The sequence below is a fragment of the Chloracidobacterium sp. genome (genome assembly GCA_016716305.1).
Classification (GTDB): domain Bacteria; phylum Acidobacteriota; class Blastocatellia; order Pyrinomonadales; family Pyrinomonadaceae; genus OLB17.
In genome coordinates this window covers 1,823,181-1,848,073 of sequence record JADJWP010000002.1, presented here as the reverse complement: position 1 = coordinate 1,848,073, position 24,893 = coordinate 1,823,181, and the positions used below count along the sequence as shown (strand labels likewise).

Annotated in this window: 24 protein-coding genes; 8 read left to right on the top strand and 16 right to left on the bottom strand. The window is 54.8% G+C overall.

The annotated features are described in order from the left end of the window. Position 1: 1 nt before the first annotated feature. The 5 genes from moaA to IPM28_10215 all read right to left on the bottom strand — a co-directional run bounded on the left by moaA (position 2) and on the right by IPM28_10215 (position 7,978). Positions 2-991, bottom strand: a complete 990-nt coding sequence (gene moaA, locus IPM28_10235; GenBank protein ID MBK9173367.1) for a GTP 3',8-cyclase MoaA — start codon at positions 989-991, stop codon at positions 2-4. Between the two features lie 36 nt (positions 992-1,027). Further along, complete coding sequence (locus IPM28_10230; GenBank protein MBK9173366.1) at positions 1,028-1,720, bottom strand: hypothetical protein; 693 nt, start codon at positions 1,718-1,720, stop codon at positions 1,028-1,030. A gap of 9 nt (positions 1,721-1,729) precedes the next feature. Then, entirely contained in the window at positions 1,730-2,665 is a 936-nt protein-coding gene (queG, locus tag IPM28_10225) for a tRNA epoxyqueuosine(34) reductase QueG (protein MBK9173365.1), read from the bottom strand. 103 nt (positions 2,666-2,768) lie between these two features. Then, complete coding sequence (locus IPM28_10220) at positions 2,769-6,557, bottom strand: TonB-dependent receptor (protein MBK9173364.1); 3,789 nt, start codon at positions 6,555-6,557, stop codon at positions 2,769-2,771. A gap of 221 nt (positions 6,558-6,778) precedes the next feature. Beyond that, positions 6,779-7,978: an NAD(P)/FAD-dependent oxidoreductase gene (locus IPM28_10215; protein ID MBK9173363.1), complete on the bottom strand. Its 1,200-nt coding sequence runs from the start codon at positions 7,976-7,978 to the stop codon at positions 6,779-6,781. A gap of 87 nt (positions 7,979-8,065) precedes the next feature. Here IPM28_10215 and IPM28_10210 point away from each other — a divergent pair, with 87 nt between their 5' ends. Next, on the top strand, positions 8,066-9,022 hold the full coding sequence (locus tag IPM28_10210) for an MBL fold metallo-hydrolase (protein MBK9173362.1): 957 nt from the start codon (positions 8,066-8,068) through the stop codon (positions 9,020-9,022). A gap of 32 nt (positions 9,023-9,054) precedes the next feature. Here IPM28_10210 and IPM28_10205 read toward each other — a convergent pair whose 3' ends face one another. Continuing rightward, positions 9,055-9,885 (bottom strand): ferritin-like domain-containing protein, encoded by an 831-nt coding sequence (locus tag IPM28_10205; protein ID MBK9173361.1) that lies wholly within the window; start codon positions 9,883-9,885, stop codon positions 9,055-9,057. 151 nt (positions 9,886-10,036) lie between these two features. Here IPM28_10205 and IPM28_10200 point away from each other — a divergent pair, with 151 nt between their 5' ends. The 3 genes from IPM28_10200 to dapF all read left to right on the top strand — a co-directional run bounded on the left by IPM28_10200 (position 10,037) and on the right by dapF (position 12,434). Continuing rightward, entirely contained in the window at positions 10,037-11,098 is a 1,062-nt protein-coding gene (locus tag IPM28_10200; GenBank protein MBK9173360.1) for a PD40 domain-containing protein, read from the top strand. 146 nt (positions 11,099-11,244) lie between these two features. Further along, complete coding sequence (locus IPM28_10195) at positions 11,245-11,580, top strand: copper-binding protein (protein ID MBK9173359.1); 336 nt, start codon at positions 11,245-11,247, stop codon at positions 11,578-11,580. After that, complete coding sequence (dapF, locus tag IPM28_10190) at positions 11,577-12,434, top strand: diaminopimelate epimerase (GenBank protein MBK9173358.1); 858 nt, start codon at positions 11,577-11,579, stop codon at positions 12,432-12,434. The genes IPM28_10195 and dapF overlap by 4 nt, the downstream gene beginning before the upstream one ends. On the opposite strand, the gene IPM28_10185 is transcribed toward dapF, so the two are convergent. From IPM28_10185 to IPM28_10160, 6 genes are all read right to left on the bottom strand, one after another. After that, positions 12,407-12,880, bottom strand: a complete 474-nt coding sequence (locus tag IPM28_10185; GenBank protein ID MBK9173357.1) for an SRPBCC family protein — start codon at positions 12,878-12,880, stop codon at positions 12,407-12,409. The genes dapF and IPM28_10185 overlap by 28 nt on opposite strands. Positions 12,881-12,949: 69 nt before the next feature. Continuing rightward, the gene (locus IPM28_10180; GenBank protein MBK9173356.1) at positions 12,950-13,726 is read right to left on the bottom strand and encodes a hypothetical protein; all 777 of its coding nucleotides are present in this window, start codon (positions 13,724-13,726) and stop codon (positions 12,950-12,952) included. After that, positions 13,723-14,148 (bottom strand): DUF4281 domain-containing protein, encoded by a 426-nt coding sequence (locus tag IPM28_10175; protein MBK9173355.1) that lies wholly within the window; start codon positions 14,146-14,148, stop codon positions 13,723-13,725. Before IPM28_10175 ends, IPM28_10180 begins: the two co-directional genes overlap by 4 nt. Before the next feature lie 64 nt (positions 14,149-14,212). After that, positions 14,213-14,815, bottom strand: a complete 603-nt coding sequence (locus IPM28_10170) for a TetR/AcrR family transcriptional regulator (protein ID MBK9173354.1) — start codon at positions 14,813-14,815, stop codon at positions 14,213-14,215. 78 nt (positions 14,816-14,893) lie between these two features. Further along, positions 14,894-15,433 (bottom strand): nuclear transport factor 2 family protein, encoded by a 540-nt coding sequence (locus tag IPM28_10165; GenBank protein MBK9173353.1) that lies wholly within the window; start codon positions 15,431-15,433, stop codon positions 14,894-14,896. A gap of 32 nt (positions 15,434-15,465) precedes the next feature. Then, the gene (locus tag IPM28_10160; protein ID MBK9173352.1) at positions 15,466-16,356 is read right to left on the bottom strand and encodes a DNA/RNA non-specific endonuclease; all 891 of its coding nucleotides are present in this window, start codon (positions 16,354-16,356) and stop codon (positions 15,466-15,468) included. 125 nt (positions 16,357-16,481) lie between these two features. On the opposite strand from IPM28_10160, the gene rlmN reads away from it, so the two are divergent. Genes rlmN through IPM28_10145 form a run of 3 tightly spaced genes read left to right on the top strand, consistent with a single transcriptional unit; the run spans position 16,482 to position 18,599 of the window. Then, positions 16,482-17,531, top strand: a complete 1,050-nt coding sequence (gene rlmN / locus IPM28_10155) for a 23S rRNA (adenine(2503)-C(2))-methyltransferase RlmN (GenBank protein ID MBK9173351.1) — start codon at positions 16,482-16,484, stop codon at positions 17,529-17,531. A 47-nt stretch (positions 17,532-17,578) separates the two neighbouring features. After that, on the top strand, positions 17,579-18,121 hold the full coding sequence (locus tag IPM28_10150) for a hypothetical protein (protein MBK9173350.1): 543 nt from the start codon (positions 17,579-17,581) through the stop codon (positions 18,119-18,121). Then, the gene (locus tag IPM28_10145) at positions 18,096-18,599 is read left to right on the top strand and encodes a hypothetical protein (GenBank protein MBK9173349.1); all 504 of its coding nucleotides are present in this window, start codon (positions 18,096-18,098) and stop codon (positions 18,597-18,599) included. Before IPM28_10150 ends, IPM28_10145 begins: the two co-directional genes overlap by 26 nt. Before the next feature lie 6 nt (positions 18,600-18,605). Here the strand turns inward: IPM28_10145 and pgeF are convergent, their stop codons facing one another. After that, positions 18,606-19,475 carry a peptidoglycan editing factor PgeF gene (pgeF, locus tag IPM28_10140; protein ID MBK9173348.1) on the bottom strand — a complete coding sequence of 290 codons (870 nt, stop codon included), beginning with the start codon at positions 19,473-19,475 and terminating at the stop codon, positions 18,606-18,608. Between pgeF and IPM28_10135 the strand changes: the two genes are divergently transcribed. Further along, a complete protein-coding gene (locus IPM28_10135) occupies positions 19,474-19,851 on the top strand; it encodes a holo-ACP synthase (GenBank protein ID MBK9173347.1) in 378 nt (125 codons plus the stop codon). The two genes, pgeF and IPM28_10135, sit on opposite strands and share 2 nt — an antisense overlap. 23 nt (positions 19,852-19,874) lie before the next feature. Here IPM28_10135 and IPM28_10130 read toward each other — a convergent pair whose 3' ends face one another. The 3 genes from IPM28_10130 to IPM28_10120 all read right to left on the bottom strand — a co-directional run bounded on the left by IPM28_10130 (position 19,875) and on the right by IPM28_10120 (position 24,893). After that, positions 19,875-21,791: a hypothetical protein gene (locus IPM28_10130; GenBank protein ID MBK9173346.1), complete on the bottom strand. Its 1,917-nt coding sequence runs from the start codon at positions 21,789-21,791 to the stop codon at positions 19,875-19,877. Next, positions 21,791-23,500 (bottom strand): DNA/RNA non-specific endonuclease, encoded by a 1,710-nt coding sequence (locus IPM28_10125; GenBank protein MBK9173345.1) that lies wholly within the window; start codon positions 23,498-23,500, stop codon positions 21,791-21,793. The genes IPM28_10130 and IPM28_10125 overlap by 1 nt, the downstream gene beginning before the upstream one ends. A 115-nt stretch (positions 23,501-23,615) precedes the next feature. Beyond that, complete coding sequence (locus IPM28_10120) at positions 23,616-24,893, bottom strand: sigma-70 family RNA polymerase sigma factor (protein MBK9173344.1); 1,278 nt, start codon at positions 24,891-24,893, stop codon at positions 23,616-23,618.

Below are 24,893 nucleotides of genomic sequence, written 5' to 3'. Positions count from 1 at the left end.
GTCAACCGCCGATAAAACTCATCGTTCGTTCGGGTTGAACGAAATCGGCGTCGTTGATACGATGGCGGGCTTCCTTCTTTATCACGGCGGCTTTGATAAAGTCGATCAGCTCTTCACGCCCCGCTCCGCTGCGAAGGCATCCGGCCAGGTCATACTCGACCGTTGAAAAAAGACACGTGCGGATCTGGCCGTCAGCAGTCAGCCGGATGCGTGAGCACGCCCCGCAAAACATCTCGGTTACCGGCGCGATTATTCCGATCTCGCCCGGTGCATCATCCGCAAAGCGAAAATTCCACGACGTAGATGTGCCGCGTGTTTTTGAATCGAGTCTCAGAGGGAACACCGCATCGATGGCCTCGCGTATCTCTTTGCCTGAAACTACTTTGCTCCGATCCCAGTCATGTCCGGAATCGAGCGGCATATATTCAATGAACCTCATGCTTACGTCTTTTGTCCGTGCGAACCGTGCCAGATCGACGATCTCGTCATCGTTGCGGCCGCGGACAATGACGGCGTTGACCTTGACCGGCTCGAAGCCGATCTGTTTTGCTGTCGCGATCGACTCGAGCACCCGATCAAGAGAATCCGAACCGGTTATTTCGGCAAAGCGTTCGGGTCGAAGGCTGTCTATGCTTATCGTCACCCGATCGAGGCCGGCCGATCTGAGCGGCTGAGCGTGGCGTGCGAAATCGTGACCATTTGTTGTGAGAGCGATGTCTTTAAGCCGGGGTCTTAATCGTGTGAGTTTTTCGACCAGGACCGGGACGTCTCGGCGAATAAGGGGTTCTCCGCCGGTAAGCCGTATCTTTTCGATCCCCAGAGAGACGAATATTTCCGAAAGAAATTCGAGTTCCTCAAATGACAGGAGCGTCTCTTTTTTTGCCCAAGACGGCTCACCGTGAGGCAGGCAATAAAAACACTTGAAATTACAGCGGTCGGTCAGCGAGATGCGGAGGTCGCGGATCGTCCGGTTGTGTGCGTCGCGGAGCATTTACCACATGATAACGCAAATAAGCAGCGAAACTCTCTACTGCCTATAGGTTTCCCCGATCCGTTTTAACTGCGAGAGCAGCTGCGAGGCTTCCGGATGCGGCACCTTCGATACGATGGTGAGCATTTCGCCGAGCATCTTTGCCAGCTCGGCCCGTTCCGACGCCTCGGCCGGCCCGGTATGCATCTCGTTTTTGCCAAGATCTGCAACTGTTGATTCCAGGCCGCTTATCAATTCCCTTAACGCCTGCTTGCTGTATTTCCCGTTAGGATAACGGCTCAAATATTCAATATCGGTCGTTCGGATCACATAAAGATAACAATTCAGATAGCCTTCGCATTCGCCGGGCAACGGATTTCTTGCCGCCGCCCATGCGATCTCATCGGCGATCGGCAGATGATTGTATTTTTCACTGAGCGACCAGAAGAGCCTGGACTGAACGTAGTATTCGGCGGACGGCTCACTGTAAACGATATTCTTTTCGTTTTTCTTCAAGAATGACCGATGCGGCTCACGATCTTGCCTGTTCATCGTGATCTTTTTCAATGCCGCCTGAAGGTCGAGCAGGCGTTTGAATTCGGCCCTAGCCTGACTCGTCGTACCGGCAATCGGCGAAGTCGCATTCTGCGCGGCTGCAGATTCGGCCGACAGCCCAAAGACAGCGGCAGCCGTAATGGCGGCAAAGTACGAGAGTAGTTGATATGAGAATTTCATTGTTCGATCGCTCATAGGTTCAGATCACAGACGTCGTTTCTTGAGGTGTTTTGCATTTCTCTTGAGTCCTGACAGCTTTGTGCGTTTCATCGCGCTTCTTCGAAAGCGGTCGACGTATTCATCGTGCGACATATCTGCGATCGAATCGAGATCGAGCGATGTTTCACCGTATCTGGGTTCGAACGCCGATTCGTTCGACGGCTTCTCGAACCGGTTCCATGGGCATACTTCCTGGCAAATATCACATCCGTAAAGCCACCCGTCAAGATGCGGTACGATCGCATCGGGGAGCTCTTCGTCGCGCAGCTCGATCGTCGCGTAGGATATGCACTTTCGCGAATCGACGACATACGGATCGACGATCGCTTTGGTCGGGCAGGCATCGATGCACGCGGTGCATGAGCCGCAATGATCAGGAACGAGATCGGTATCGGGTTCGAGTTCGACATCGAGCAGCAATTCGCCAATGAAGATCCACGAGCCGACCTCGGTCGTGATGACATTTGAGTGTTTTCCGAGCCACCCGATGCCGGCCCGTACAGCCCAAGCCTTGTCCATCATCGGTGCCGTATCGACGCAGATCTTTCCCTTTGCGCCCGGAACTTCGGACACAATGAGATCAAGCAGCTTGCGCAGCCTTTCGCCGATCACCTCGTGGTAATCGTCGCCCCAGGCATATCGTGATATTTTTCCTTTATTTCCTTCGGATAGATGTTCGTAGGGCGTGTAGTAGTTGAGAGCTACGACCACCACGGAACGGGCCTCCGGAAATATCGATCGAGGATCGGTTCGCCTTTCCGGTTCACGCTCGAGCCATTTCATCTCGCCGTGAAAACCGCCGGCGAGCCAGTTCATAAAGCGCGCTCCTTCAACGTCAAGCGGTTCCGCTTTTGCGATCCCGACGATATCAAATCCTAATTCAGCCGCTGCGGCCTTGATCATTTGCGACAGCCTGCTCATCTGTGAAACGAAGTTCAATACAAGCGACCCCCGGACATACTGCCAAAAAAAAGGCCGGACAGCGTTAACCGTCCGGCCGATCAGAATCAAACAATTCGAACCATCAGAAGTTGAGTTTGAAACCGAACTGGAATTGCCTCGGATCGAACGCAGATGTCGATTGGCTCAAATACTTCGAACCTTTCTTCTGGCCGACGGCATTCACTACCTGATAGAACGGGTTCGCGGCGGCCTCATTAAAGCGATTGAAGAGATTGAACCCTTCCGCAATGAGGTCGATGCTGACTCGTTCGCCGATCCGGAACTTTCGGGTAAGGCGCATATCGACCGAAAAGAAGTTGCCGGTGATCCCCATGTTACGGCCAAGATTGCCGTTTGCGGGGAAGATGCCGGTCTGACAATTGGCATCGACGGCCGTCTGGCAGAGTGTCCCGTCAGGACGTACCGTCGGACGTTCGTTGGTGCTCTGAAAATCGCCATTTGCGTCGCCGACCGCGAGGATGTTGAATGGACGGCCCGAACCGTATTCAACGATCGGGGCGAACTGGAATCCCTGAACGAATTTCTGAAATCCGTTGCCATTCCTCCACGAATCAGGTGCACTGAAAATACCGCTGAATACGAAGCGGTGACGCTGGTCGAAAAGCGAATCGGCACGTTCGGCCCTGAAGTTAAGGTTATCCTGCGGCTTCAGGAGCGTCTGCAGATCTGACGAGTCGTCGATCGAATGTGACCAGGTGTACGTAGCAAAGAACTGCATGTTGTTGGAAAATCGCTTCTTCCATTCCAGATTCAGTGCGTTGTACGACGAATTGCCGTCTGACATCTGCGCGTTAACGTCTGCGTAAGCGTTCAGCGGGCCGGGGGCCCGGACGGTACCTGCAAGCTGTGAATCGAACGCCGCTTTGTTGACCGCGCCGCCAGTTACGCTCGAAACAAAGAAGTAGTTTGGCCCGAGCCGGCGGAAGAAATTGGCCGCGATCGGGCTAACGATCCGTTGGCCTGTCGTATTGTTCACCGCGATAAGGCCCGGAAGGACAACAGTAAACAATGCATTCGACGCTGTCGGCATCGGGAAGAACGCAGCAGTCGAGAGGTTTGTCGGGAAGCAGCTCGGTGCCGTCGGGGTCGCCGTCGTGCAGCCCGCGAAGGCCGGGTTGTTTACCGCGAACCGACGGAAGTTCTCGCGAAGTGCATCGGTATTTACATTGTTCACATCCTGCGGATGGGCAAGGTGCCTTGCGTTAACGGTTATATAACTCGCCGATATCGCCATGTCTTTCCCGATCATCTGCTCGATCCCGAGGTTGCCCTGCAATGCGTAAGGAAACTCGAAATCTTTCGAAACGTGGAGCGTGAACGGCAGGATCGGGCCGAATCCGGTAAAGGTGCTCGAATCAAACCGCTGCTGACCGAAAAGATACCGGGCAGATGTCGCGACATTTGGTGTAACGGTCGCACCGCAGATCGTCGGGACCGAGCCCTGCACACCGCAAACGGTTCCGTGAAAGACCTGAAATGCGTTGAACAGTCCGGTCGGCGAAGGGCCGCCGATCGGAAGCAGCGTAGCCTGCTGTTGCTGCGAGCCATCTGCAATATCCGAGTTGAAAGCAACAACGAGAAGCGGATGGTCATAGAACATTCCGCCCGCCGCTCGGAGAACTGTCTTTCCGTTGCCAAAAAGATCCCACGCCATACCGAGCCGCGGTGCCCAGTTGTCGGTGTCACGCGGGAAACCTTGAGTAACATTCAGGATGTCCTGCGCGGCCTGAACGTCGGCTGCCGTAAGCGTGATGCCAGTTAGCGGGTCTCTGAACGGGACGGGTGCAAACTCGTCGGTGAACTCGATGTCGTAACGAATGCCGTAATTGAGCGTAAAGTTACGAAAGACCTTCCACGTATCCTGAGCGAAGAAAGCGATCGGCTTGTTCTTTATCGCACTATTCGGGTCACCGAATCCCTGAATGAATACGCTCGGGAAACCCAGACCGTATGCCTGATTCGGGGTGAACGCCGGCCCGGTGCAGCCCGGTATCAAACCGCTGCAGGATTGCTGGCTGAAATTGAAAAGGCCGGGGAAATTAAGCTCGAAGACGGCTTTGACATCGATGAAATTGAAGTCGGCACCGAACTTGAACAGATGGCTGCCAGTCGCCCATGTGAGATTGTCGCGAAGCTGGAATCGTTCTTCAACGCGATCGACCGGCGAGAACGGATTGGAACCGATAAAGCCCGTACCGGCGATCTGATGGGCAACGCTCGGAACCTGAGAATCGAACTTTGCGGCACGACGGCCAAAGTTGAAATAGGCTTCGTTGATGACGTTGCGGGGCAAAATACTCGAAAGCGATGCCGCGAACGATACGTCCTCAAGCTGCTGAATTCCGGTTCGTGAATAATCGTTCTGGCCGAGCGTCTGGTTCTGTGATTCGTCCTGAATTCCGTTTATCTTGCTCGGGTTATAGCTGAACCGAAGCGAGATCTGCTGGCCCTGAGAAATGAGGTGGTCAAGACGCAGCGACGTGTAGGTCGATGCTTCTGAGATCGGGAAAATGCGGCGAAGCTGGTTCAACGGACGGAACGCGATCAACTCGCCATTCGCATTGCGTGTAAGCGGCACCGGTGTGCCCGAAAGCAGAAAACGGCCGCCGACGACGGAACCCTGGGGAACGCCGATGCCCGGCAGGAAGTTTACCAGCGAGCTTGCGCCGTTAAGCGCGGTCTGCGTTCCGATCGAAGCAAAATGAGCGTACGCAACGGCGCGTTGGATGCGGGCCGCGTCCCCGCTCGAGACCTCGGTCTGCAAAAATGATACTTGCGCCGCGGTCAGGCCCGTAAACGCCTGGCCATTCGGAATTATTGCTGTCGGGAATGTAAAGCTGCCTGTCGCACCCGCGATCAGGTCGCTTGTGAAAAAGCCGGATTCCTGCCGTCGACGCTGTTCGAAGGACCCGAAAAAGAACGTCCGTTCTTTGACCAAAGGGCCGCCGAACGTCGCACCGTATTGGACACGCGTATATGGCGGACGCTTATCCGGATCGCCGTCGATCACAGGGGCGAAAGCGTTGCGCGACTGGATCGACTTGTGACGGAGAAATCCAAAGATATTGCCTCGGAATTCGTTCGTTCCGCCCTTCGTTACCACGTTGACGATGCCGCCTGTCGCACGACCAAACTCAGGCATATATGAGTTGGTCGTGACCTGATACTCCTGCACGGCCTCCTGCGAAACCGTCGATCGTGCCGCGTTGATCGAATTGTCGGTGAAATCTGCACCGTCCACCTGAACGAGGGTCGAGCGGCCGCGTTGGCCCCCGATGTTGAGTCCGGACGTTGGTGCCGGGCCTACCGCCTTACCGTTATCGCGTCCGACCGTCGAGATGGTCAGGGCAAATCCGGTCGCGCTTCGCTCGTTGATGGGAAGATTTTCGATGCGGGTCTGGTCGATGGTCGTTGATACCGTCGTTCTGGTTGTTTCTATTAGCTCGACCGATTCGCCCGTGACCGTGACAGTAACGTCCTGGGCACCGACCTCCATCGTGATCCGCAGTTCCGCGCTTTGCCCGACCGTAAGCCGGACCGGCGATATCGAAACCTTCTTAAAGGTCGCAGCTTCGGCCGTTACCTCATATTCGCCCGGCGGGAGTGCGATAAACCGATAACTGCCGTCGGAACCAGACGTAGTTGATCGCGATATCCCGGTGCCGGCGTTTCGTGCCGAAACACTAGCGCCCGGTATGACAGCACCGTTCTGGTCGACGACCGTGCCAACGAGGTCGGCTGCGCTGGCCTGAGCTTGGGCCAACGCCGATCCTACGCCGACGAATAAGAACATCGCTACTGTGATGAACTTTTCGACGAATTTGGGGATGGTTATAGAAACTGCTCTCATTAGATAAAATCTCCTTTGCGGTTTGAATCGATTCCGGTAACTGCCGAGGGCTTTCAGCATCAGAATGCCGACGTGAGAAAAGGGTTGATCCCGAGCCCGAAACTTCCAGTTAATTCAATTAATTTCGACAGGTTGCAGAATTGCTAAGATTTGCTTTGATGTTTGTATCGCAAAATCAGCCGTAAGGCAAGCAAAATCGTCAATTTATCGGTGTCGGGCCGCTATTTTCTGCTGAGTGAAAATCCCCGTCTCGTAGCCCGAGCAAATGTTCTCATTACGGTCTGCGAATGAAAAAGCGAGAAGATCGAGAACGATGCGATCCCGGGAACAAATGCTGCCCGTCGGAGCAGCGACGACGTCCGAAGACGTCCGCAGAATCTTTTCGCATACCGGACCGTATACGCGTTTACGGCCGAGAGGGTTTCGAGGTCGCTTTCTATTAGGCAGTCGGAAAGTACGCGCGAGCTCTCAAGGGCCAGGAGCATTCCGCTCCCGGTGAACGGATCGATGAATGCAGCGGCATCGCCGACCGAAAACAGATTCTGGTGGCCGGTCGTGTTTCGCGAACCGAACGAATCGACAGCGACCGCAAGCCGGTCACCTACCGGGTCGGCGTTCGAAAGCGTCGCCTGAGCACGCCGGTTCCGAAAAACTGCCTCGGTCAGGATCCGATTCTGGTCTGCACCTAATGACCGGACCCTCTCAGAGGTCATGATGAAGCAATGATTGGCGAGGCCGTTCTCAATATACGTGACGCCGCCGTAGCCGCCGGGGAAGAAATATATCTCGCAGGTTCCCGGAGTGATCTTTGCTCCCCGAACGTGCTGCTTGAAGCCAACAAATCCCGGCTGTTTCGCTTGCCGGGTCTTCGACGCCTTATCTGCTTTCTTTGCCGAAAGTTTCGACAGCGTGCCGGCACGTCCGGTCGCATCGATAAAGATCGAACCTTCGATCTGCGATAGTCCGCTTTCGTTTCGAACCCGTAGAGACGAGATGCCGTTCGCTCCGAGTTCCACACCGATCACCGCGGTCTCCGTCAGCACTCTTACACCGGCCGATCGGGCACGTTCGAGCAGGACGTCGTCCATACGAGCCCTGCTCAGGCTCAGCGCATTGCCCCCGAAGATCTCGCTTTGAATACCAACGCTGCGGCCGCTCGCTGCATAGAACCGTGTTTCCTTGATCGATTGCCCGCCAGAACTCAGCATCGCATCGCTGACACCGATCTCGCGAAAATGCCCGATACACTCCGGTGAGATGAATTCCCCGCAGAGTTTATGACGCGGGAATCGTTCGCGTTCGATGATCGTGACCGAATGGCCGGCATCGGCAAGGCGTATCGCCACACTCGACCCCGCCGGGCCCGCGCCCGCCACGACGATCTCTTTGCGCGTGTTTCCCATTGTTGTTTGCCTGGTCATCGAGCACCGGTCTCGTTATTATAACAGTGATCTGATCTGAAATCGCCGCCAAGGGCAAGGTGCACTCTTAGACATCAATATTATCCAATGCAGATGATCCCGCTCTCGATACCGACCCCGTTCTATGTCGGCGATGTGAACGTATACCTGATAAAGGAAGATCCGGTCACCCTAATCGACGTCGGACCAAAGACCAGACAAGCGTCCGAAGCGTTAAGGCTGCGTCTTGCCGAGAACGGGATAGCGTTTTCAGATATCCGCCGAATCGTACTGACGCATGCCCATGAGGATCACTGCGGTCTGGCAAAACAGGTCCGAGACGAAGCAAAGGATGCCGAGGTATTGATCCATAATTGGGAGACCGGACATCTTTTTGGTCGGCTGGCGCGTGAGGAGCATCGCCGGTTGTTGGTGCGCTCGGGGGTTCCGGAGGCGGTAATCGAAGATATGCGGCTTCTCTATGAAGAGATATCGCTTCTGACCGATTCGCTTGAGCACGGCGAACTGACCGATCTGACCGACAACATGGAACTGGAGTTCGAGACTGGTTCGCTTCGCGTTCTCCACACGCCCGGACATACGCCGGGTTCTTGTTCATTTGTGCGCGAGGCCAACCGGACATTGGTCTGCGGCGATTGTGTCCTCAAACGGATCACTCCAAATCCGATGCTGTCGCCTGATCCGGTCGATCCTGACCGCCGTTTTGCGTCGCTTGCTGAATATCTGGTCAGCCTGGCAAAGCTGCGGGCCCAAAAGCCGACTCTGACGCATGGCGGACACGGCGAGCCGGTGACCGATTTCGAAGAGATCTTTAATCGATACGTTCGGGCGATAGACGACCGTCAGAAACGGGTTGCCGGTCTTGTCGACCATCGCGGCGTAACTGCCTTTGAGGTTGCGCAACGGCTCTTTCCAAATTCGTTCGACCACGACGTACACCGCTTTCTCGCGATCTCAGAGGCGGTTGCTCATCTCGACTACGCAGAGGCAAATGGCCGCGTCGAATTGGAGGTAAAGAACGGGGTTGAGTTCTATCGGAATTGACCTGGTTTGAATGCTCATTTGGGTCGCGCATCTCAACGCATGAGACGGCTTCCGGCGACCTGCCCGATCTTTTCGGTCACCTTCGTAACACCATCGAAGCCGGGCAATTGCTGTACGCGCTGCGTGACCGCCCGATCCAATACGGCTAGTGCGTCGTCTTCACCAAACAAGACCGAAACGACCCGCTTGGTCCTTTCTTTCCGCAGCGAGCCCTGGCCAACGGGATAATAGAAATGCTCGATCACACGGCGGGCAAGTCGTTGGGCGCTGTCGTTTTTTCTTAACTCCAGACGGGCAACGCTCCAATAAAATTGCGTATGCGCAGATTCCTCACGGATTATCGCCTTTAGAATTCCGGTCAGTATCGGATGGTCGGCGATCTCGATCATCCGGCGGTATGCCTGCGCCGTTGTCATTTCATGAACCGCACCGAAGGTCATATGCGTCGCCGTAAATCGATGCCCGATCAGATTGGTCAGCGAGGTAAGCAGATAAGTGTTCACATGATAGAACTTCGATACGGCACGTCTAACGCCTGATGCCCAATCCGTTTCGGTCTTATGGCCAAGTTCGTTCAGAAATCGATTCAACACCTCGCCGTGGGTGACTTCCTCAATGCCCCAACGCTCCATGAATTTGGAGATCACAGGATCTCGGCCGGTCGGCGTCCGTTTCAATTCCTGCCAATACATATCGGTGAGCGTTTCGACGTCGCGCATGTAGAGCAGTACAGGTATCAATCTCTCATCGAACGGATGATCACGAACCTTGCCCCATTCGACGTTATCGATGAATTCGTCGGAAAGGGCTCGTTCCTGCCTATCGTACCAATCCAAGACCTCTTGTTTCGATTCGAACATCATAATTCGGACGATGAACTTTGTTGTGTTTTCTGGTGATCGACGGGCCTTTGCGAGATGGTTTGCCGCGATCAGTTTAACAATGGGCCGATATTCGCTATTCTAATAGCTCAAGACTAAGATCAAGTTGAGCGTAAATGTTACATTACCCATTATGGCGAAGCTAATAATTATTATCCTTACTTTGATTATATCGCAATTCGTACCGGCAGCGGCACAGTCTCCGAGTCTTGCCGTCGCGGGTGAAAAGCGGCTCAAGAATATCAAACAACTGACGTTTGGCGGTGAAAATGCCGAGGCGTATTTCTCATCGAATGGCAAGCAGCTGATCTTTCAATCGAAACGCGACGGCCACCGATGCGATCGGATCTACTCGATGAATATCGACGGTACCGCGACCCGGCAGATCTCGAACGGCGAAGGCCGCACGACCTGCGCTTATTATTTCAAAGGCGGAAAGCGTGTGATCTATGCATCGACACAGAGCGGAGGAAAAGACTGCCCGCCCGACCCCGACCGTTCGCAAGGCTACGTTTGGCCAGTCTACGGTGACTATGAACTTTACACCGCAAAGGCCGACGGCACGGACATCAAGCGTCTTACCAATGTTCCCGGATACGATGCCGAAGCGACCGTTTCCCCTGATGGCAAAAAGATCGTATTTACATCGGAGCGCGACGGCGATCTTGACCTCTATTCAATGGATGTGGATGGCAGGAATGTAAAGCGCTTGACCAACGAGATCGGGTACGACGGCGGCGCATTCTATTCGCCGGATTCGAAAATGATCGTATACCGCCGTTCGAGCCCGAAGACCGAGGCCGAGATCGCACGTTACAAGGACCTGCTTGCGAAGAAGCTGGTCGTCCCGACCGTGTTCGAGATCTGGGTGATGAACGCAGACGGATCGAACAAGCGTCAGGTAACAAATCTCGGGTCAGCGTCATTTGCTCCGTTCTTTACGCCCGACGGCAAAAAGATAATCTTTTGCACCAACTATTTCGACCCGAACAGGACTGACCGACGTCGCCAGCCAAATTTCGATCTGGCATTAATAAATCTCGACGGCACCGGAATCGAGCGCGTTACTTTTAACGAGACGTTTGACGGGTTTCCGATCTTCTCGCCGGATGGCAAAAAGCTCGTATTCGCCTCGAACCGAAATACGGCCACAGTGGGCGACACAAATGTCTTCATTGCGGACTGGGTAAATTAGCCGCCGCATTAAGGCCGAGGTTCCGGATCGCGGGCGTATTCGGTCCTGAATCACTTACCGGAAGAAGTTTACCGGACGCCGATGTCCCGGAATTCGTGTCTATGCGACGCACCAACGCCTTACTTCTTCTTATCTGCACGTTTGCCATGTTGATCGCGGCCGTCGCTTGCGGCGGCTCAAGATCAGCCTCGCCGTCGAACGCATCGAACAAACCAGCCGCATCGCCGCAGGCAACACAATTGCCGAAGCCGAAAAACGGCGATTATCCGGGCAAAGGAACTGTCACAAAGATCAACGCCGATCTCGGTTCTGTCGAGATGGATCATGACGACATTCCCGGCATTATGCCTCCGATGCGGATGGAGTTTTTCGTTTCGGATAAAAAACTGCTTGACGGACTTAAGGTCGGCGATGCGGTCGATTTCACCCTCAGATATACCGACGGCCAGGAGATCATCGTCGCGATCGCACGAATAAGATGAGCAGCATTTCGTTCTGCAAGTTTCACGGTTTCGGCAATGACTACATAGTCATTGAAAAAGCAGCGATCGCCGAAGACAATGATCTTTCCGAATTGGCCATCGGCATCTGCAACCGACACACGGGCGCCGGTGCAGACGGCATCGCCATCATCGAGCGAACACCCGACAGCGATGCTGATTTCTTTTGCGAGATCGTTAATCCGGATGGCAGCGTTGCCGGGTTTTCAGGGAACGGGACACGCTGCGCCGTCTCGTACATTTACTTCAAACAGCTCTGGAGTTTGCCGGTGCTTCGACTGAAAACCCGCAGCGGCAACAAGCGATTTCGCCTGATCGACGAGGAATCACCGGGCCACTATCGATTTGAGGCCGAGATCGGCGAACCAAAGTTCGCGAGCCGGGATGTTCCCGTCCTTACATCTGAACCGCTTGAATCCGTGATCGATCTTTCAGTCACGGCGGCTGGTAGGGAATTCAGGATGTCTTGCGTTAATGTCGGCAACCCTGTAGCGATCACATTCGTCGACGATCTTGATCTTGATTGGCGTAAATATGGAAAGGCGTTGGAAACCCATCCGGTCTTTCCGTCGAAAGCGAATATCGTTTTTGTGAAGGTTATCGACCGCGAGAACATTGAGATCAGGATCTGGGAACGCGCCGCTGGCGAGACGTCATCATCAGGTACGTGCTCAAGCGGAGCAGCGGTCCTATCGGCATTCACTGGCCGTACCGGCAAGAACCTCGCGGTTCACGCGGTCGGCGGCACCACCGACTTCGTGTGGCGTGACGATGGCGAGATGCTCATCACGGGCCGTGCGGACATCGCCTACACCGGCGAGTGGCCGGCGCCTTGAAGGATCTCGGCGACGGCCTTTTGCCTGAAGTCGAAAATGTGATCAAGCTCGCGGCGAACGATAAAATGAGAAAGGTCCCCAAGCGGTTCGAGCGGAAGGCGATAGCGCACTTCGTCCTCGATCAGCGTCCGTTCCGCCGATATTTCTGTGAACGTGTGCGTATGGATCCACTGTTTATACGGCCCGATCAATTGTTGGTCGACGAAGCGGAAAGGCGGCTCCCACACCGATATCTCGGTGCGCCATTTCATAGGCAGGCCGCGCATCTTTAGCTTGTAGTCGATCAACGCACCCTGCCTGATATCGATCGGCTGCGGTGTAATGATATGAAAATTGAGTTCCGGAGGCGTTATCCGCTCAAGGTTCCCGGCGTCGGCAAAAAAGACGAAGACGTCGCCACGCGGCAGATCGATCGTTAATTCCCGTTTCAAAATGTGCTCGGCCATAATAGGATCTCGAAAGTAACTTCGAAATTTCCAGTTCGCGCACAGTGCCGGTTTGGATGCCGAACTTGATCAGAAGATGGCAAGTAATGGCTGCCCATAAACAGCCTGAATAAAGACAGCAGTGAATGCACCGGCATAAACGACGGCAAAGGCCGCTGTTGCAAGAGTGGCAGCTGCGGGCCTGTAACGCTGGTAGATCGCGGCGAAAAGCGGTATCGCCTGCAGCCCGTGCAGCCCGATAAAATGAGCCGCCCTCAGATCGCCGCCCTCGGTTGACCAATTTACCAGCGGCAATCCGGCACCGCCGTCGGGCACACCGACCGCGTGGCCCATTTGGGACGACATATACGCTCCCTGAAGACTTCCCAGGAGCATTACAACGAGCCCGAGACGCAAGCCGAGCACGACGGCCGCCGGCAGTTGGACCTCGCTCCTGAAATACAGATAAGCCACATAGAACATAATGACGGTCAGGGTCGCTATCGCCGTACCCATTGCGGCGAAAAGAGCACCATTGAAAGCGCTCGATGTATTGAAGTGCGACGTTTCGCCTCGAAGCGGCTGTCCTGCGATCACAGCCATCTCAATTACAAAGATCGCGATGATCATCCATGCGATCTTGTTAAGCCGCCCGGCTCCGGTTGGAAGTAAGTCGAAGTACAGGGCGATCGTCCAAAGAAATATCGCTATCGAAATAAAGAACTTCATCGGCTTTATCCAACGGTTGATCCCGAGAATTTCGGTCGCGTCGGCAAATATCAGAACCGCCGTGATCGCAAACAACGCGAACGACACCGTACCGGCGATCATCAACGGCCGTTGAGTTTCGAACAATCGCGCTATCATTTCTCACCTCTCTTTTTCAGTGCGAACCGCAGGCCGGTGTACATCAACAGGCCGATCGGGCCAAGCATGAACGTAAAGAACAAACACGGTATCAAGAACCAATGAGAGATACCTTGTTCCTCGGCGTCACGAACCTCCCAAATACCGACGAAGAGGTCGAAAGCAAGGTAGTGTATCCAGCCTGCAAGCACGGCCCATTCATTGGTGAAGAGTTTCATCACATCGGCAAGCGACCCGAATCCGCCCTCTGCCGATCCGAAGAACGTAACGACAAGGACGAGATAGGCCGCCGACAGCAGTATCGGTATCGCGCCCGAGACGACAACCACACGCGTGAATTTCCATTTCGGCGCGGCAGCAATGAGTATCCAGCTGAATAATGCGGTTGTGTTCGCTACTGAAAAGATCGTTTCTGCATTCATCTCTATTAGCTCCTAAATTGGCCTGAGCGCTTACTTAACAGTGTTAAGCAGCGGTCAAAAAAAATTAACGTGCGGCGCCGGCGATCATTGTCTGAATCGTATTCTCGATCAGCCTCTTTCGGGCGACGAACGGAAAGTGCCGCTGTGTTATCAAAAGCGATGTGATCCCGTGCAGCCCGGCCCAAAGCGACTGGCTGATCAGCTCGACGTCGCCGGTACGGAAACGTCCGCTGTCGATGCATCTCGACACCGCCTCGCGAAGCGTTTCGAAAGCGAGCTTTCCATTCGAGTTTTCAAAACTTACTTTCATTTCTTTTGGTGAAGTGGTCCCGAAGAGCAAAAGATAGTGGCTAGGGTGCCTGAGTCCGAAGTTTATGTATTCGGCCATACCCGCGTGAAGGCCTTCGATCGGGTCGGCCGACCTTCTATTGATCGCGGTGATCTTGCGCGTTAGCTCGCCAAATGTCTGCTCGCAGATCTGCGTCATAAGGTCGGCCTTATCGTCAAAATAAAGATAGATCGTTGTCGCCGAATAGCCGATGCGGTCCGCGATCCTTCGCATGGAAACACGTTCGTATCCTTCGTTGACAAACAATTCGCGAGCCGCATCCATGATCTCCTGCCGCAAACTCTCTTTCGCATTTTCTCTTTTGCTTTTCGACGGCATGGTACTTAACAGTGTTAACAAACTAAACGGTGTTAAGTTAACTCAGCGCATCATTCAATGTCAAGCGCTAATTTTGGATCAGTTCTTGCCCTTCAGATATTGCTGCGGGATCGGATTGTCGGGGGTCTCGGCCTGCCAGAAGATCGTGAGGACCCACCAACGTTTACCGTCATTAACGAGTTGGAAACTATTGATGCCGCGCAGGAACGGTTCTTTGTCGGTCTTGCTCCGAAACGCGTGATACGTTGAAAATACCTGGGCGATGTTGCCATACTGATCGACCTTGCGCGAGATCTCGCGTTCGTGAAAACCGTTCTTGGCGAAGAACGGCTCGTTTCTCGCAACGTAATCGTCGGGCGTCATCGCCCGCGCAGCAAAGACGTTGGTCTGCGGATTCTTTCCGGTCGGGATCAATCGTCCGTCCTTGTGAAAGAGCGACCGAAACCGATCCCAATCGCGAGGCTCACCGGCGTCGCCCGATATGACGTCATAGACCGCCTTCATTATCGCGTCGATCGATGCGACATCAGCCGGTGCGGCTTCTTTTGGTACAGGTGTTTGGGCCATTGCCGAAAACGACAGAAATGAAAGCGCGACGATCAGGAATGCATGTTTCATTCGATCTCATACGCGATCTGATAAACAAAGTTTCACGGCTTCCCGGATCTTGTGTCGCGGCGGTTCTCGATACGGTCCTGCAGTTCCGCCGGGAATGTTGAAAAGAAGTCAAGGCCGGTCTTTGATTCGATAGTGCGGATAGTCGTTAGATACCGCTCCCAGCGGACGTTCTCGATCCCGGGATCATTTGGCATATCGACGGCGAAAACGCGCATTCTCGGGTCGTTCGCCTCGATCCGTTTACCGCGCGGCACCACGACTATCACCTTCCAGCAATTCGTCGGGACGACGATCTTTCCTTTGAGCGAACCCTGGTCTCCGTAAACGCCCGCAGCCTGATATAAGTCGCTTCCGCGCCACGCCTGACCCCGGGCGAACGATTCGAGCTTGTTCCAGGGGTATTGATTCAACGCACCAGACTGAGGAACGATATTCGTCATCAGGAACGTCTCTTCGTTAAGTTCTTTGCTTGCGAATCGGTCCGCACTCGGTACCATGTGGCCTCGGTCAAAACCGCTTCCGGAATAGTCGTAGTATCCGATCCGCTTGAAATTGTCGGGGAGTCGCGGATCGGGCCTGAAATCCGGCCTGGGGATCGAGTCGCCAAGATCCGAGCGCTCCGTTCGCCATGAGACCCAGTTGATCGTTCCGCGACTGTCATTGTAGGAGAACGCAGAGCCATTCCCGAGAATGAGAAAATTGTCCTGATCGGCAGGATCCGTCGTTGCGTTCGATAGATTGCCAAAGGCAAGATGTTCGCTTTCGGAACCATTTGTTCGCGGATTCGGTGAAACTGTTTCTGTCCCAGTTGTGATAGCCGGTCCGGTCGTCACGGCCGGTCTCTGACACGCCGGCACAGCTGAGAAGATCAAAAGCGCGATCGCCAACATCCAGCGATCCGGTATTTTACTGACCTTCGGCATTGAGAAAGATTGTAACAAAACGGACATCTACTTTGAGGCGGCCGAATCTGCCGCAGCATAAAATCGACCGATACCGATGTCGAAGGCGGTCTGAATGCGTTAAAATCAACGTTGTGCCCGACCTAATGCATATACGTGGATCGTCGCGGATCGAGCTGATCGAGTATTTCGAGGAGCTTGGCGAACCGCGCTACCGTGCCGATCAGGTTTTCCGCGGTTTGCACGATCGGCGGCTGGCCTCATTCGCTGAGATGACGGATCTGCCGAAAGCGCTTCGCGAAAAGCTGGCCGAGACAGCCACTGCGTCAACGCTGACTGTCGAATCCAGCTTCGCGTCGTCCGATGGGACGCGGCGGTTCCTAATGAAAACACACGACGGCTATCCGGTCGAGACGGTCTTTATCCCAACTGAGAACCGCGATACGATCTGCTTTTCTTCGCAATCCGGCTGTCCTTTGAAATGCGATTTTTGTATGACCGCGAAGCTCGGCCTGCTTCGCAACCTTACCGCGGGCGAGATCGTCGAACAGATAACGATCGTGCTCAACGAGATTTACGGGCCGGGCGTTCCGACACCTCATGGTACGAACCTGGTCGCCATGGGCGAAGGCGAACCGTTCCTGAATTTCGAAGATCTGATAAAGGCACTCGACATTATGTCAGACCCCGCCGGCCTTCATATCGTCCCCGGACGGGTGACTGTCTCGACTGCCGGGATCGTCCCCAGGATATATGAATTTGCAGAGCTCGACCGGCGGCCGAATCTTGCGATCTCGCTGACTGCCGCCAATGATGAGCTGCGAAATCGGTTGATGCCGATAAACAAACGGTGGCCGATCGCCGATCTGATGGCAGCGGCCCGCTCGTTCGAGAAGAGCCTTAAGAGAGGTGAACGATTTACGTTCGAGTACGTGTTGCTAGGCGGCGTGAATGACAGTGATGCTCACGCGAACGAACTCGCGGCGCTTATAAAGCAAAGCAAACTCAGAAAGGTGAAGATCAACCTGATCCCACACAATCCGGCGGAAGGGCTCGATTATTCACCTTCGACAGAAGATCAGGTCAAGAGATTTAAGGAGGTCCTCGAATCGAAAGGCATATCGGCTTATATCAGAACGCCGCGTGGCCGTGATATTTACGCAGCCTGCGGGCAGCTTGCCGCGAAGGCGGCGTAGCGTCTATATTGGCGATCGATCTGCCTCAGGACATTTGTTCGCTTAATATGGAACTTCTAATTCCCGGATTGATCCTCGTCGCGCTGATGGTATGGGCCTCGACCAAGATCAAGCGAAGCGCCGCTCAGGCCTACGCGGCCGAATCGATCGAGACCGAGTATTTTGCGATCGAAAAGCCAGACGGTTTGATAGATCTTGCCGAGCCTGAAGATGGGGTTTTATTTTCGGCCCGATCGAAGGATCTTGGCCGCGACGAAGCCGAAGATCTTCACCATGTGGTCGCTAAGATCGAGTTCTTTTCGGGCGAGACATTCGGCGGTATGAAGACAGTGGTGAGCCAACGCGGGGAAAAGATCATGTCCGAAACGCCGTTGACAATCGGCGGTGCCCGATGTCTGGCATTGGAGACTGAGGCGCTCAGCGGAATGGTCAGAACCGCGAAATTCTATCGGTGGATCGAAGCGGTTGACGGCATATTTCAGCTCGCTGTGGTCGTCCTGGCCGATCATCGCGACGAGTATAGCGAGCGGATAGAATCGATGGCGGCGAGTTTCAGGATCAAGAATGTCGAAACCGCACCAGAAGTTTGATCTAACCTACATGATGAATCGGAGTACCTTATTTCTCATCACGCTTTTTGTCCTTGGTTTTGCAGTGAGCAGGGCGGGGGCTCAGACCGCTGAGATCAGGTTCGAGAAAAATACGGTCGAACGCGGCTCAACGGTCCGCGGCGTGGTAGTTCTCGATTTACCGGAAGGGCTGCACGTCAACTCAAACCGACCTGAAAGTGAGTATCTGATCCCGACCACTGTTGTCGTAAAGGCCTCCGGGATCCGTGCTGGCAAAATTCGCTATCCGAAGGGAAGAGATCGGACGTTCAAATTCTCGTCTGATGCTTTGAATGTCTACGAAGGCCGCGTCGAGTTTCCGTTCACCCTTACCATTCCAAAACAACTTCGAAACCGCACTATACAGGTATCTGCAAAAGTCGATTTCCAGGCATGTACCGACGAGGTCTGCTACTTACCCGACAGCCGAACAGCGGGGTCATCGATCCGGATTCGCTGATGTCCGTCAGGGGTTCCGGCGCCCGATGACCGAGAGCGATCTTCCGGTCCTGCCATAAAGCTTCTTTTCAACGCGGTAAGAATAGAAAAGATCAGTTCGCTCAATGGTGCAAAATGGCGATGTAAAGATGTTCGCGGGGTCGATTCCTGCATTCGTCAGTTGATCGATATTTGCTCCCTGAAGGTCGACCAATGCGTGTCCCTCGACGGTCGGGGTGAAGTATTTTCCACTTGTGGAAAAATTCTCGGCAAATGCATCAATGACGTCCTTACCGATCTCATACTTCCGCCCGCAAGCCGACGGCCCGATGGCAGCAAACATCGATCCGGGCCTTGCTCCAAACTCACCGGCCAGGGTTTCGACCCCCTTTTTCGCGATCGACCGAGCAGTCCCGCGCCATCCGGCATGAACGGCAGCGAATGCACCCGAGACCGGATCGCCGATCAATATCGGGACGCAGTCGGCGGTTTTGACGCCGATCAGCAGATCAGGCAAGTCGGAAGCCAGCGCATCGAACTTTTGGTCCGTTTCGCGTGCATCGGCATACGACCGAATCACTTTGATCGAGTCGCCGTGAACCTGCCAAACGGTCGATAGAGTATATTCGCCATCAAGGACGGCAAGGAATCGGCGGCGGTTCTCTTCGATGTTCTCGGCCAGGTCCTCGTCATACCCGGCAAGGTTGAGGTCGCTCCCGAGCAGGCCATACGTCTCTGATCGAACATCTGAAACTCCGCCGAGACGCGTCGAAAATCCGTTCACGAAGCCGGCTGATTCAAGCGGCCGGCAGACAAGGACCTTGACGCCATTGTGTTCTCGCCAATAGAACCCAGAGTCTGCTAAAGTCTCATCATCGACCTCCGGATCGTTTTCCATGATAGTCTCGACAGGCATAGACATGATCGAAGTTTATCGCATACGCGATTCCATCGCCAGAACTCCGCGTTTTGCCGAGCGTGTTTTCACGCCCGACGAACGGGCATATTGCGAAAGCAAAGGAAAGGCCGCAGATCAATCGTTCGCAGCACGTTTTGCCGCGAAGGAAGCTCTATTTAAGGCTCTCAGGACCGGCTGGCGCGGGAAACTGAAATGGCAGGATGTCGAGGTGGTCAACGACGATCATGGAGCACCTTCGTTCAAGATCACCGGCGAGGCCGAGCGGCTTATGAAGGAAGGCGGTGTAAAACGCATCCACCTCTCGATCTCGCATACGGCGGATCAGGCGATCGCTCAGGTGATCCTGGAAGGCTAACCGATACGTCCCCCCTTCAGATCCTATTTGCCGGTTGTGCCTTGAAAAGAAAAGTAAGCCACCGCGGGATCGTGGTCAGAAAAGCGCTCGGGCCGTAAACCGTCCGCTCGGAACGCCTCGGGAAAATCCGCGTTGACGCGGGCAAACCCAAACCCGTTGACGTGGCTTCGCAGCGACTGAGTTATCAGAATGTGGTCGAGCGTCTGGGCATTGCCGTCGAACGTGTATGAATATCGCTGCTTGACGTCGATCAGATCGACCAGGTTGATCAGGTCGGGCTCTACCAGGTCGGGCGAGGCATTGAACACCGCATCTTTCGCCGCCGGAGCACCCTTTATAGTCCCGATCATGTCGAGTATCCCATCGCTGAACTCGTAAGAATTAAAGTCGCCGACAAGGATCACCTTTTCGCCCGCGCGCTGTCTTTCGTTCACCCACTTGGCAAGAAATTCGGCCTGTAGCTTTTTCTTCAGCCTGACGTTGTCCTGCTGGCGCGGATCGTTGTAACCGGAATACGACTTCATATGGTTGACGACGATCGTGAACTGAAATGGCCGCTGAGCGGCGTCGTTGATCGCGACGGTTAGCATGTGGGGCGGCCGGTCGTTCACGAACACCTCTTCACCGGTTCCCGGATGCTTGTATTTTTCGGCTTTGCCAAACTGTTTATTGTCCAGGATCGTAACTCGGGAGGTCTTGACGAGAAATCCATTGTCGATGCCGCGGCCGTCGTTGCCTTCAAACAGGTATGCAGCGTATTTCGGATCTGGCAGGCCCGCGGCAACTGAGTCGGCATTGATCTTCTCAGCGAGCTTAGATATTGCATAGATGCCCTCGGCCTCGACGATCCCGATCACATCGGGCTGCTTCATCACATCGCGGATGGCGATCGAGATCTTGTTCAGCCTTCGTTGAAAGGCCTCGGGCGCGACCACATCTTCACGAAATGCCGGGTCATCCTGGTCATCGAAGAAATTCTCGATGTTCATCCCCGCGACCGAAAATTGTCCCGGTTTCGGCACAGGAAGCGGATTCGGCTTGATGGTGCCGGAAAGCTTCGGCCGGTTATCTGCGTCTACGATAAGCGTATTCGTGCGAAATGCGTAGTGCATGACGCCCGTTATCCCGCTAAGTTCGGTGCTGACGGTCACATTGATCGGCCTTGCTCCCGTTTGAGACGACGATTCGATCCGCAGCCTTTCAGGATTCATGTCAAAAAACGGCAGCTTTGGGAATTCGGACTTGAATTTTGCGCGGGCCTTTTCGTCAATGAACAAATACTCGGCAATTTCGAGTCCTGGTTCGCGGAACGGCCGTTTAATTCCTTTCAGCACGCCATAAAAGGTCCCGTTCGATTCCGAGCGTGTGTTCTTTACATCGACCTGCCCGTCGGTCGGCGAAATGACGATCAGTTCATTCGCCTGGACACGCATTCCTTCGTACCTTTCGAGCTGATCGATGGTGTTCGGCTTGAAGTCATCCGTCTTGAGCACGATCGGTTTCGGCAGTTCGTAGCCGGTCGAAATGACGCGAACCTGGTCACGATCGGCCTGAAAGGCGAGCTCGGTGATCGTCAGGCTGTTCGGTTCGTTATTACGCCGAAATTCTTCGACCTTGCCGGTTACCGATACAAGATTGCCGACCAAGGCTTCGGTCGGCGGGTCGGTTCGCGTGAAAACGAAGATCCCTTCCGAGGTATTCGGATCGGCGTCGGCCTTATCATCAGGTGTCTGGACGAAAAATCCGGTCCGAATCCGGGCGGTGACGACGCCAGTGATCCTGACGGCCTGGCCGTCGTATGGCGAAAGGTCCTTATCGCCCTGTATCGCCGCGATCGCCAGGTCGCGCTGAGCGAAGGCAGCAACGTTGAGCGAAAGCAAAAGAAGTACCGCGGCAAAGGCGACACGGTTTGTAAGCTTCTGCGGGCGATATGTGTGCATCATTCTCTATCCCGGCGGCGTTCCATGATCTCCTGTGTGTTTTTTGGCACCTGAGTAAAGAAGTCAAAACCTGTGAGCAGCTCGACCGAATCGACCGTTACCCGAAAATTGCGCCACGGGGCATTGATATCGAGCGGGCCCTGGTTAGGGACGACGATGCCAAACACGCGTGTCGACTTATTAACTCTAGCAAGGTCGTCGGTACCGTTCTGAAGAACCAGAACCACCTTCCACGTTACCGAGGGAACGACGATCCGGCCCTGAGCAATAGTACCGGCGTTGCCCGACGGCCCGGTAAAGATGTAGATCTCTTTGCCCTGTGCGGCGAGCGTTCGGCAATACGACTCGAATTCCTCCCACGGGCCCTGATTGTTCGCGCTCAGCTGGGGCACGAAATTGGTCATCAGGAAGGTCGCGGAGTTGTTCGGGACGGAATTCGTCCGGTCACCCGACGGACACATGTGGCCGCGGTCGTAACCCGAGCCCGAGTAATCTGTATCGAGGACCTGATACCAGCCAGCGGGCAGAGCCGGATCGGGCCGGTAATCATCCTGCCGCGGCGTCGTGCCGACCCAAGTGCTGTCCAGCCGCCACGCAACCCAGTTCGGCGTCGCTTTGGAACGGTTGTACGAAAGGGAATACTGAGGCTTAAGCATCAGATAATTGTTCTCATTCGAAATATCAGGGGTGGCGTTGCTCGGGTTACCGAATATCAGCGGATCTTCGCCCGGCAGCGGCGCGTTGACGGTAATATTCTGGTTTACGTTTACCGTTCTGGCCTGCGCGTCTGAGGCAACGGCGGTTACGGCCCGAATACCGCCGACGCTCTCGGGCGGAACGGTCGCGAGAAATGAAAAGACGTTGTCGCCGGGCGTTTGGTCGCCGTTCGTACCGTTGTCAAAGAACGCCTGCGTGCTGGCCCCGCCGATCTGAGAGAGGTCGCCGACGACGGAAATGCCGGTGCTCGGCGGTGTCGTCGCCGGGATGACGGTGACGGTAAGGAGCGTGTTGCCGCCCGGTGAAACGATGTTAGGATTCGCACTTATCGCCGCAAAAAGCGTTGTTCCCCCGCCCGAGCACGGAGCCGGCGCCGATGCTGAATTTCGAGGAGCGGCCGGGATCTGCGATTGAAAATCACTCGAATTGCTGTCGGTATCCTGACAACCGCCGGTCAGTCGCACCTGACTGTTGTTTACGGCCGGAGCTGCTGTGGCCGTTCCCTCGACAAAGATGTTCGTCGCCGTTCCCCAGCCGACCGAATCGATGATCGCTCCCGTATTATTGGGCCCGAGGCGAATCGCCAAACCCCCGCCGGTTCCACCCATCGAGACCTGAAGTAATGAAGGATTATAATCGGCGTCCGGCGGCGTCGGCCCGTCGTAAGAAGTGGCTGCGATAAGGTAATATCCGCCCGGCGGGATGATGGTCGTCGTTTTCCATGATGCCAGAGGATTTGCTACGTCGTTCGAGCCTGAGGCCGAGCGGTATACGAGCCTGTAACCGTTGAGGTCGATCGGATCGACGCCACGGTTGAAAAGCTCGACGAATTCGTCGTTGACATTAGTGCTTCCACCGGTCTGAAACTGGCTGATGACGATGTGCGGCGAAACGAACGCTGCTGAACGAGCCCGTGCATCCGGAGAGTTGTTAGAGAGTAGGAAAACGACGGCGAAAAATAAGCCGGCAGATAGGCGAACAAAAAGCTTCATTAAAAATACGTCCTTGATCGATCGGGGAACCGAAAAATGCAAACTAAATGTTTAGCACATTTCAGCCGGCAAATAAATGCGTTCCGGCCGATGCTTTTCCGCTTAGAGCTTCATCTCAGGCGGTTTCGCGGCGTTCGTTATGGAGCGATCCGAGGCGCTTTTCGAGAAAACGCCTGATCGGTTGATTTGTCGTCGTCTCGATCGCTTTCGCGAAATGATCCCGCGATCGCTCGGTTTCGCCGATCGCCGCAAGTAAATGGGCTTTTGTTATGTGGAAGAGATTCAGGCCATCAGACGGGTGAGTCGCTTCAAGCCCGTCAAGCTCTTTCATCGCGTCGACAGGCCCTTTAAGACGTTCAACGACGACGATCCGGTTTAGTTCGGCAACGATAGAGAAGCGGCGGCTTTGAAGTATGTCGTAACACGAAAGGATGCGTTCCCAGTTCGTCGATTCGAGATCGGGCGCCAACGAATGGTGTGCGGCGATCTCGGCCTCGAGATGATAATCGGACAGCAAGTCGCCGACTGCCGATCGCTTCAATTCAGCGGCTGCCCGGGCAAGCATCGCCGTGTCCCACTGATCTCTGTCCTGCTCAGAAAGGAGCAGCAAGTCGCCGGAATGATCGCTTCGTGTCGACAGGCGCGCGGCTTGGAACAAGAATAGAGAAAGTAACGCGTGAACCTTGGGCTGCCCAGTGACCGGGTGAGAAGCAAGCAGCCCGCAAAGTCGTATAGCCTCGAAACAAAGGTCTTTGCGGACAAGATCATCGCCGGACGAAGCTGTATAACCCTCGTTGAACATGAGGTAAAGCACCTTGAGCGCCGCATCGAGCCTTGGTTCGAGATCGTCAGGACCCGGGATCTCGAAGCGCGTTCCGGATCGGGCAAGTCGTTTTTTCGCACGTGCGAGCATCTTTGCCACGGCTTCCTCGCCGCTGAGAAAGGCTCGTGCGATCTCTGATACGCTGAAGCCGCCGACGGTTTTGAGAGTCAAGGCCACCTGGCTATCAGGGGTGTTTGCCGGATCACAACAGGCAAAGATCATTCGCAATTCGTCCTCACCGAGCTCGCCGGCGAACGTTTCGCGGTTCGGCTCTATGCCTGAAACAAGCGTTTCTGCCAATTCATCGGCCGAAAATTCGCGAGCCGAAAAGCGCAGGCGGTCGATTACCTTGTTCTTTGCTACCTGGGTGAGCCATGCGCGTTGATTCTCGGGCATCCCGCTGTAGGGCCAGCGCTTTAGGGCGACGACCATTGCCTCCTGTACGGCATCCTCGACGATCTCAAGATTTGTGAGCCCAAACATACGGCATAAAACAGAAACCATCTGCCCGGCGTGATGCCGGAACAGATGGTCCAATGAATTCGAGACACTCGATTCGGCGGTCTGCAT

What these genes read in the sequence shown, in the direction of transcription:
- IPM28_10210 (MBK9173362.1), top strand. Translation starts at nt 8,066, where the DNA reads ATGCAGATGATCCCGCTCTCGATACCGACCCCGTTCTATGTCGGCGAT.
- IPM28_10200 (MBK9173360.1), top strand. Translation starts at nt 10,037, where the DNA reads ATGGCGAAGCTAATAATTATTATCCTTACTTTGATTATATCGCAATTC.
- IPM28_10120 (MBK9173344.1), bottom strand. Translation starts at nt 24,893, where the DNA reads ATGCAGACCGCCGAATCGAGTGTCTCGAATTCATTGGACCATCTGTTC.
- IPM28_10220 (MBK9173364.1), bottom strand. Translation starts at nt 6,557, where the DNA reads ATGAGAGCAGTTTCTATAACCATCCCCAAATTCGTCGAAAAGTTCATC.
- IPM28_10180 (MBK9173356.1), bottom strand. Translation starts at nt 13,726, where the DNA reads ATGATAGCGCGATTGTTCGAAACTCAACGGCCGTTGATGATCGCCGGT.
- IPM28_10195 (MBK9173359.1), top strand. Translation starts at nt 11,245, where the DNA reads ATGTTGATCGCGGCCGTCGCTTGCGGCGGCTCAAGATCAGCCTCGCCG.
- IPM28_10215 (MBK9173363.1), bottom strand. Translation starts at nt 7,978, where the DNA reads ATGACCAGGCAAACAACAATGGGAAACACGCGCAAAGAGATCGTCGTG.
- moaA (MBK9173367.1), bottom strand. Translation starts at nt 991, where the DNA reads ATGCTCCGCGACGCACACAACCGGACGATCCGCGACCTCCGCATCTCG.
- queG (MBK9173365.1), bottom strand. Translation starts at nt 2,665, where the DNA reads ATGAGCAGGCTGTCGCAAATGATCAAGGCCGCAGCGGCTGAATTAGGA.
- IPM28_10205 (MBK9173361.1), bottom strand. Translation starts at nt 9,885, where the DNA reads ATGATGTTCGAATCGAAACAAGAGGTCTTGGATTGGTACGATAGGCAG.
- IPM28_10130 (MBK9173346.1), bottom strand. Translation starts at nt 21,791, where the DNA reads ATGCACACATATCGCCCGCAGAAGCTTACAAACCGTGTCGCCTTTGCC.
- IPM28_10150 (MBK9173350.1), top strand. Translation starts at nt 17,579, where the DNA reads ATGGAACTTCTAATTCCCGGATTGATCCTCGTCGCGCTGATGGTATGG.
- IPM28_10145 (MBK9173349.1), top strand. Translation starts at nt 18,096, where the DNA reads ATGTCGAAACCGCACCAGAAGTTTGATCTAACCTACATGATGAATCGG.
- IPM28_10170 (MBK9173354.1), bottom strand. Translation starts at nt 14,815, where the DNA reads ATGCCGTCGAAAAGCAAAAGAGAAAATGCGAAAGAGAGTTTGCGGCAG.
- IPM28_10135 (MBK9173347.1), top strand. Translation starts at nt 19,474, where the DNA reads ATGATAGTCTCGACAGGCATAGACATGATCGAAGTTTATCGCATACGC.
- pgeF (MBK9173348.1), bottom strand. Translation starts at nt 19,475, where the DNA reads ATGGAAAACGATCCGGAGGTCGATGATGAGACTTTAGCAGACTCTGGG.
- IPM28_10165 (MBK9173353.1), bottom strand. Translation starts at nt 15,433, where the DNA reads ATGAAACATGCATTCCTGATCGTCGCGCTTTCATTTCTGTCGTTTTCG.
- IPM28_10160 (MBK9173352.1), bottom strand. Translation starts at nt 16,356, where the DNA reads ATGCCGAAGGTCAGTAAAATACCGGATCGCTGGATGTTGGCGATCGCG.
- IPM28_10125 (MBK9173345.1), bottom strand. Translation starts at nt 23,500, where the DNA reads ATGAAGCTTTTTGTTCGCCTATCTGCCGGCTTATTTTTCGCCGTCGTT.
- IPM28_10230 (MBK9173366.1), bottom strand. Translation starts at nt 1,720, where the DNA reads ATGAGCGATCGAACAATGAAATTCTCATATCAACTACTCTCGTACTTT.
- IPM28_10175 (MBK9173355.1), bottom strand. Translation starts at nt 14,148, where the DNA reads ATGAATGCAGAAACGATCTTTTCAGTAGCGAACACAACCGCATTATTC.
- rlmN (MBK9173351.1), top strand. Translation starts at nt 16,482, where the DNA reads ATGCATATACGTGGATCGTCGCGGATCGAGCTGATCGAGTATTTCGAG.
- dapF (MBK9173358.1), top strand. Translation starts at nt 11,577, where the DNA reads ATGAGCAGCATTTCGTTCTGCAAGTTTCACGGTTTCGGCAATGACTAC.
- IPM28_10185 (MBK9173357.1), bottom strand. Translation starts at nt 12,880, where the DNA reads ATGGCCGAGCACATTTTGAAACGGGAATTAACGATCGATCTGCCGCGT.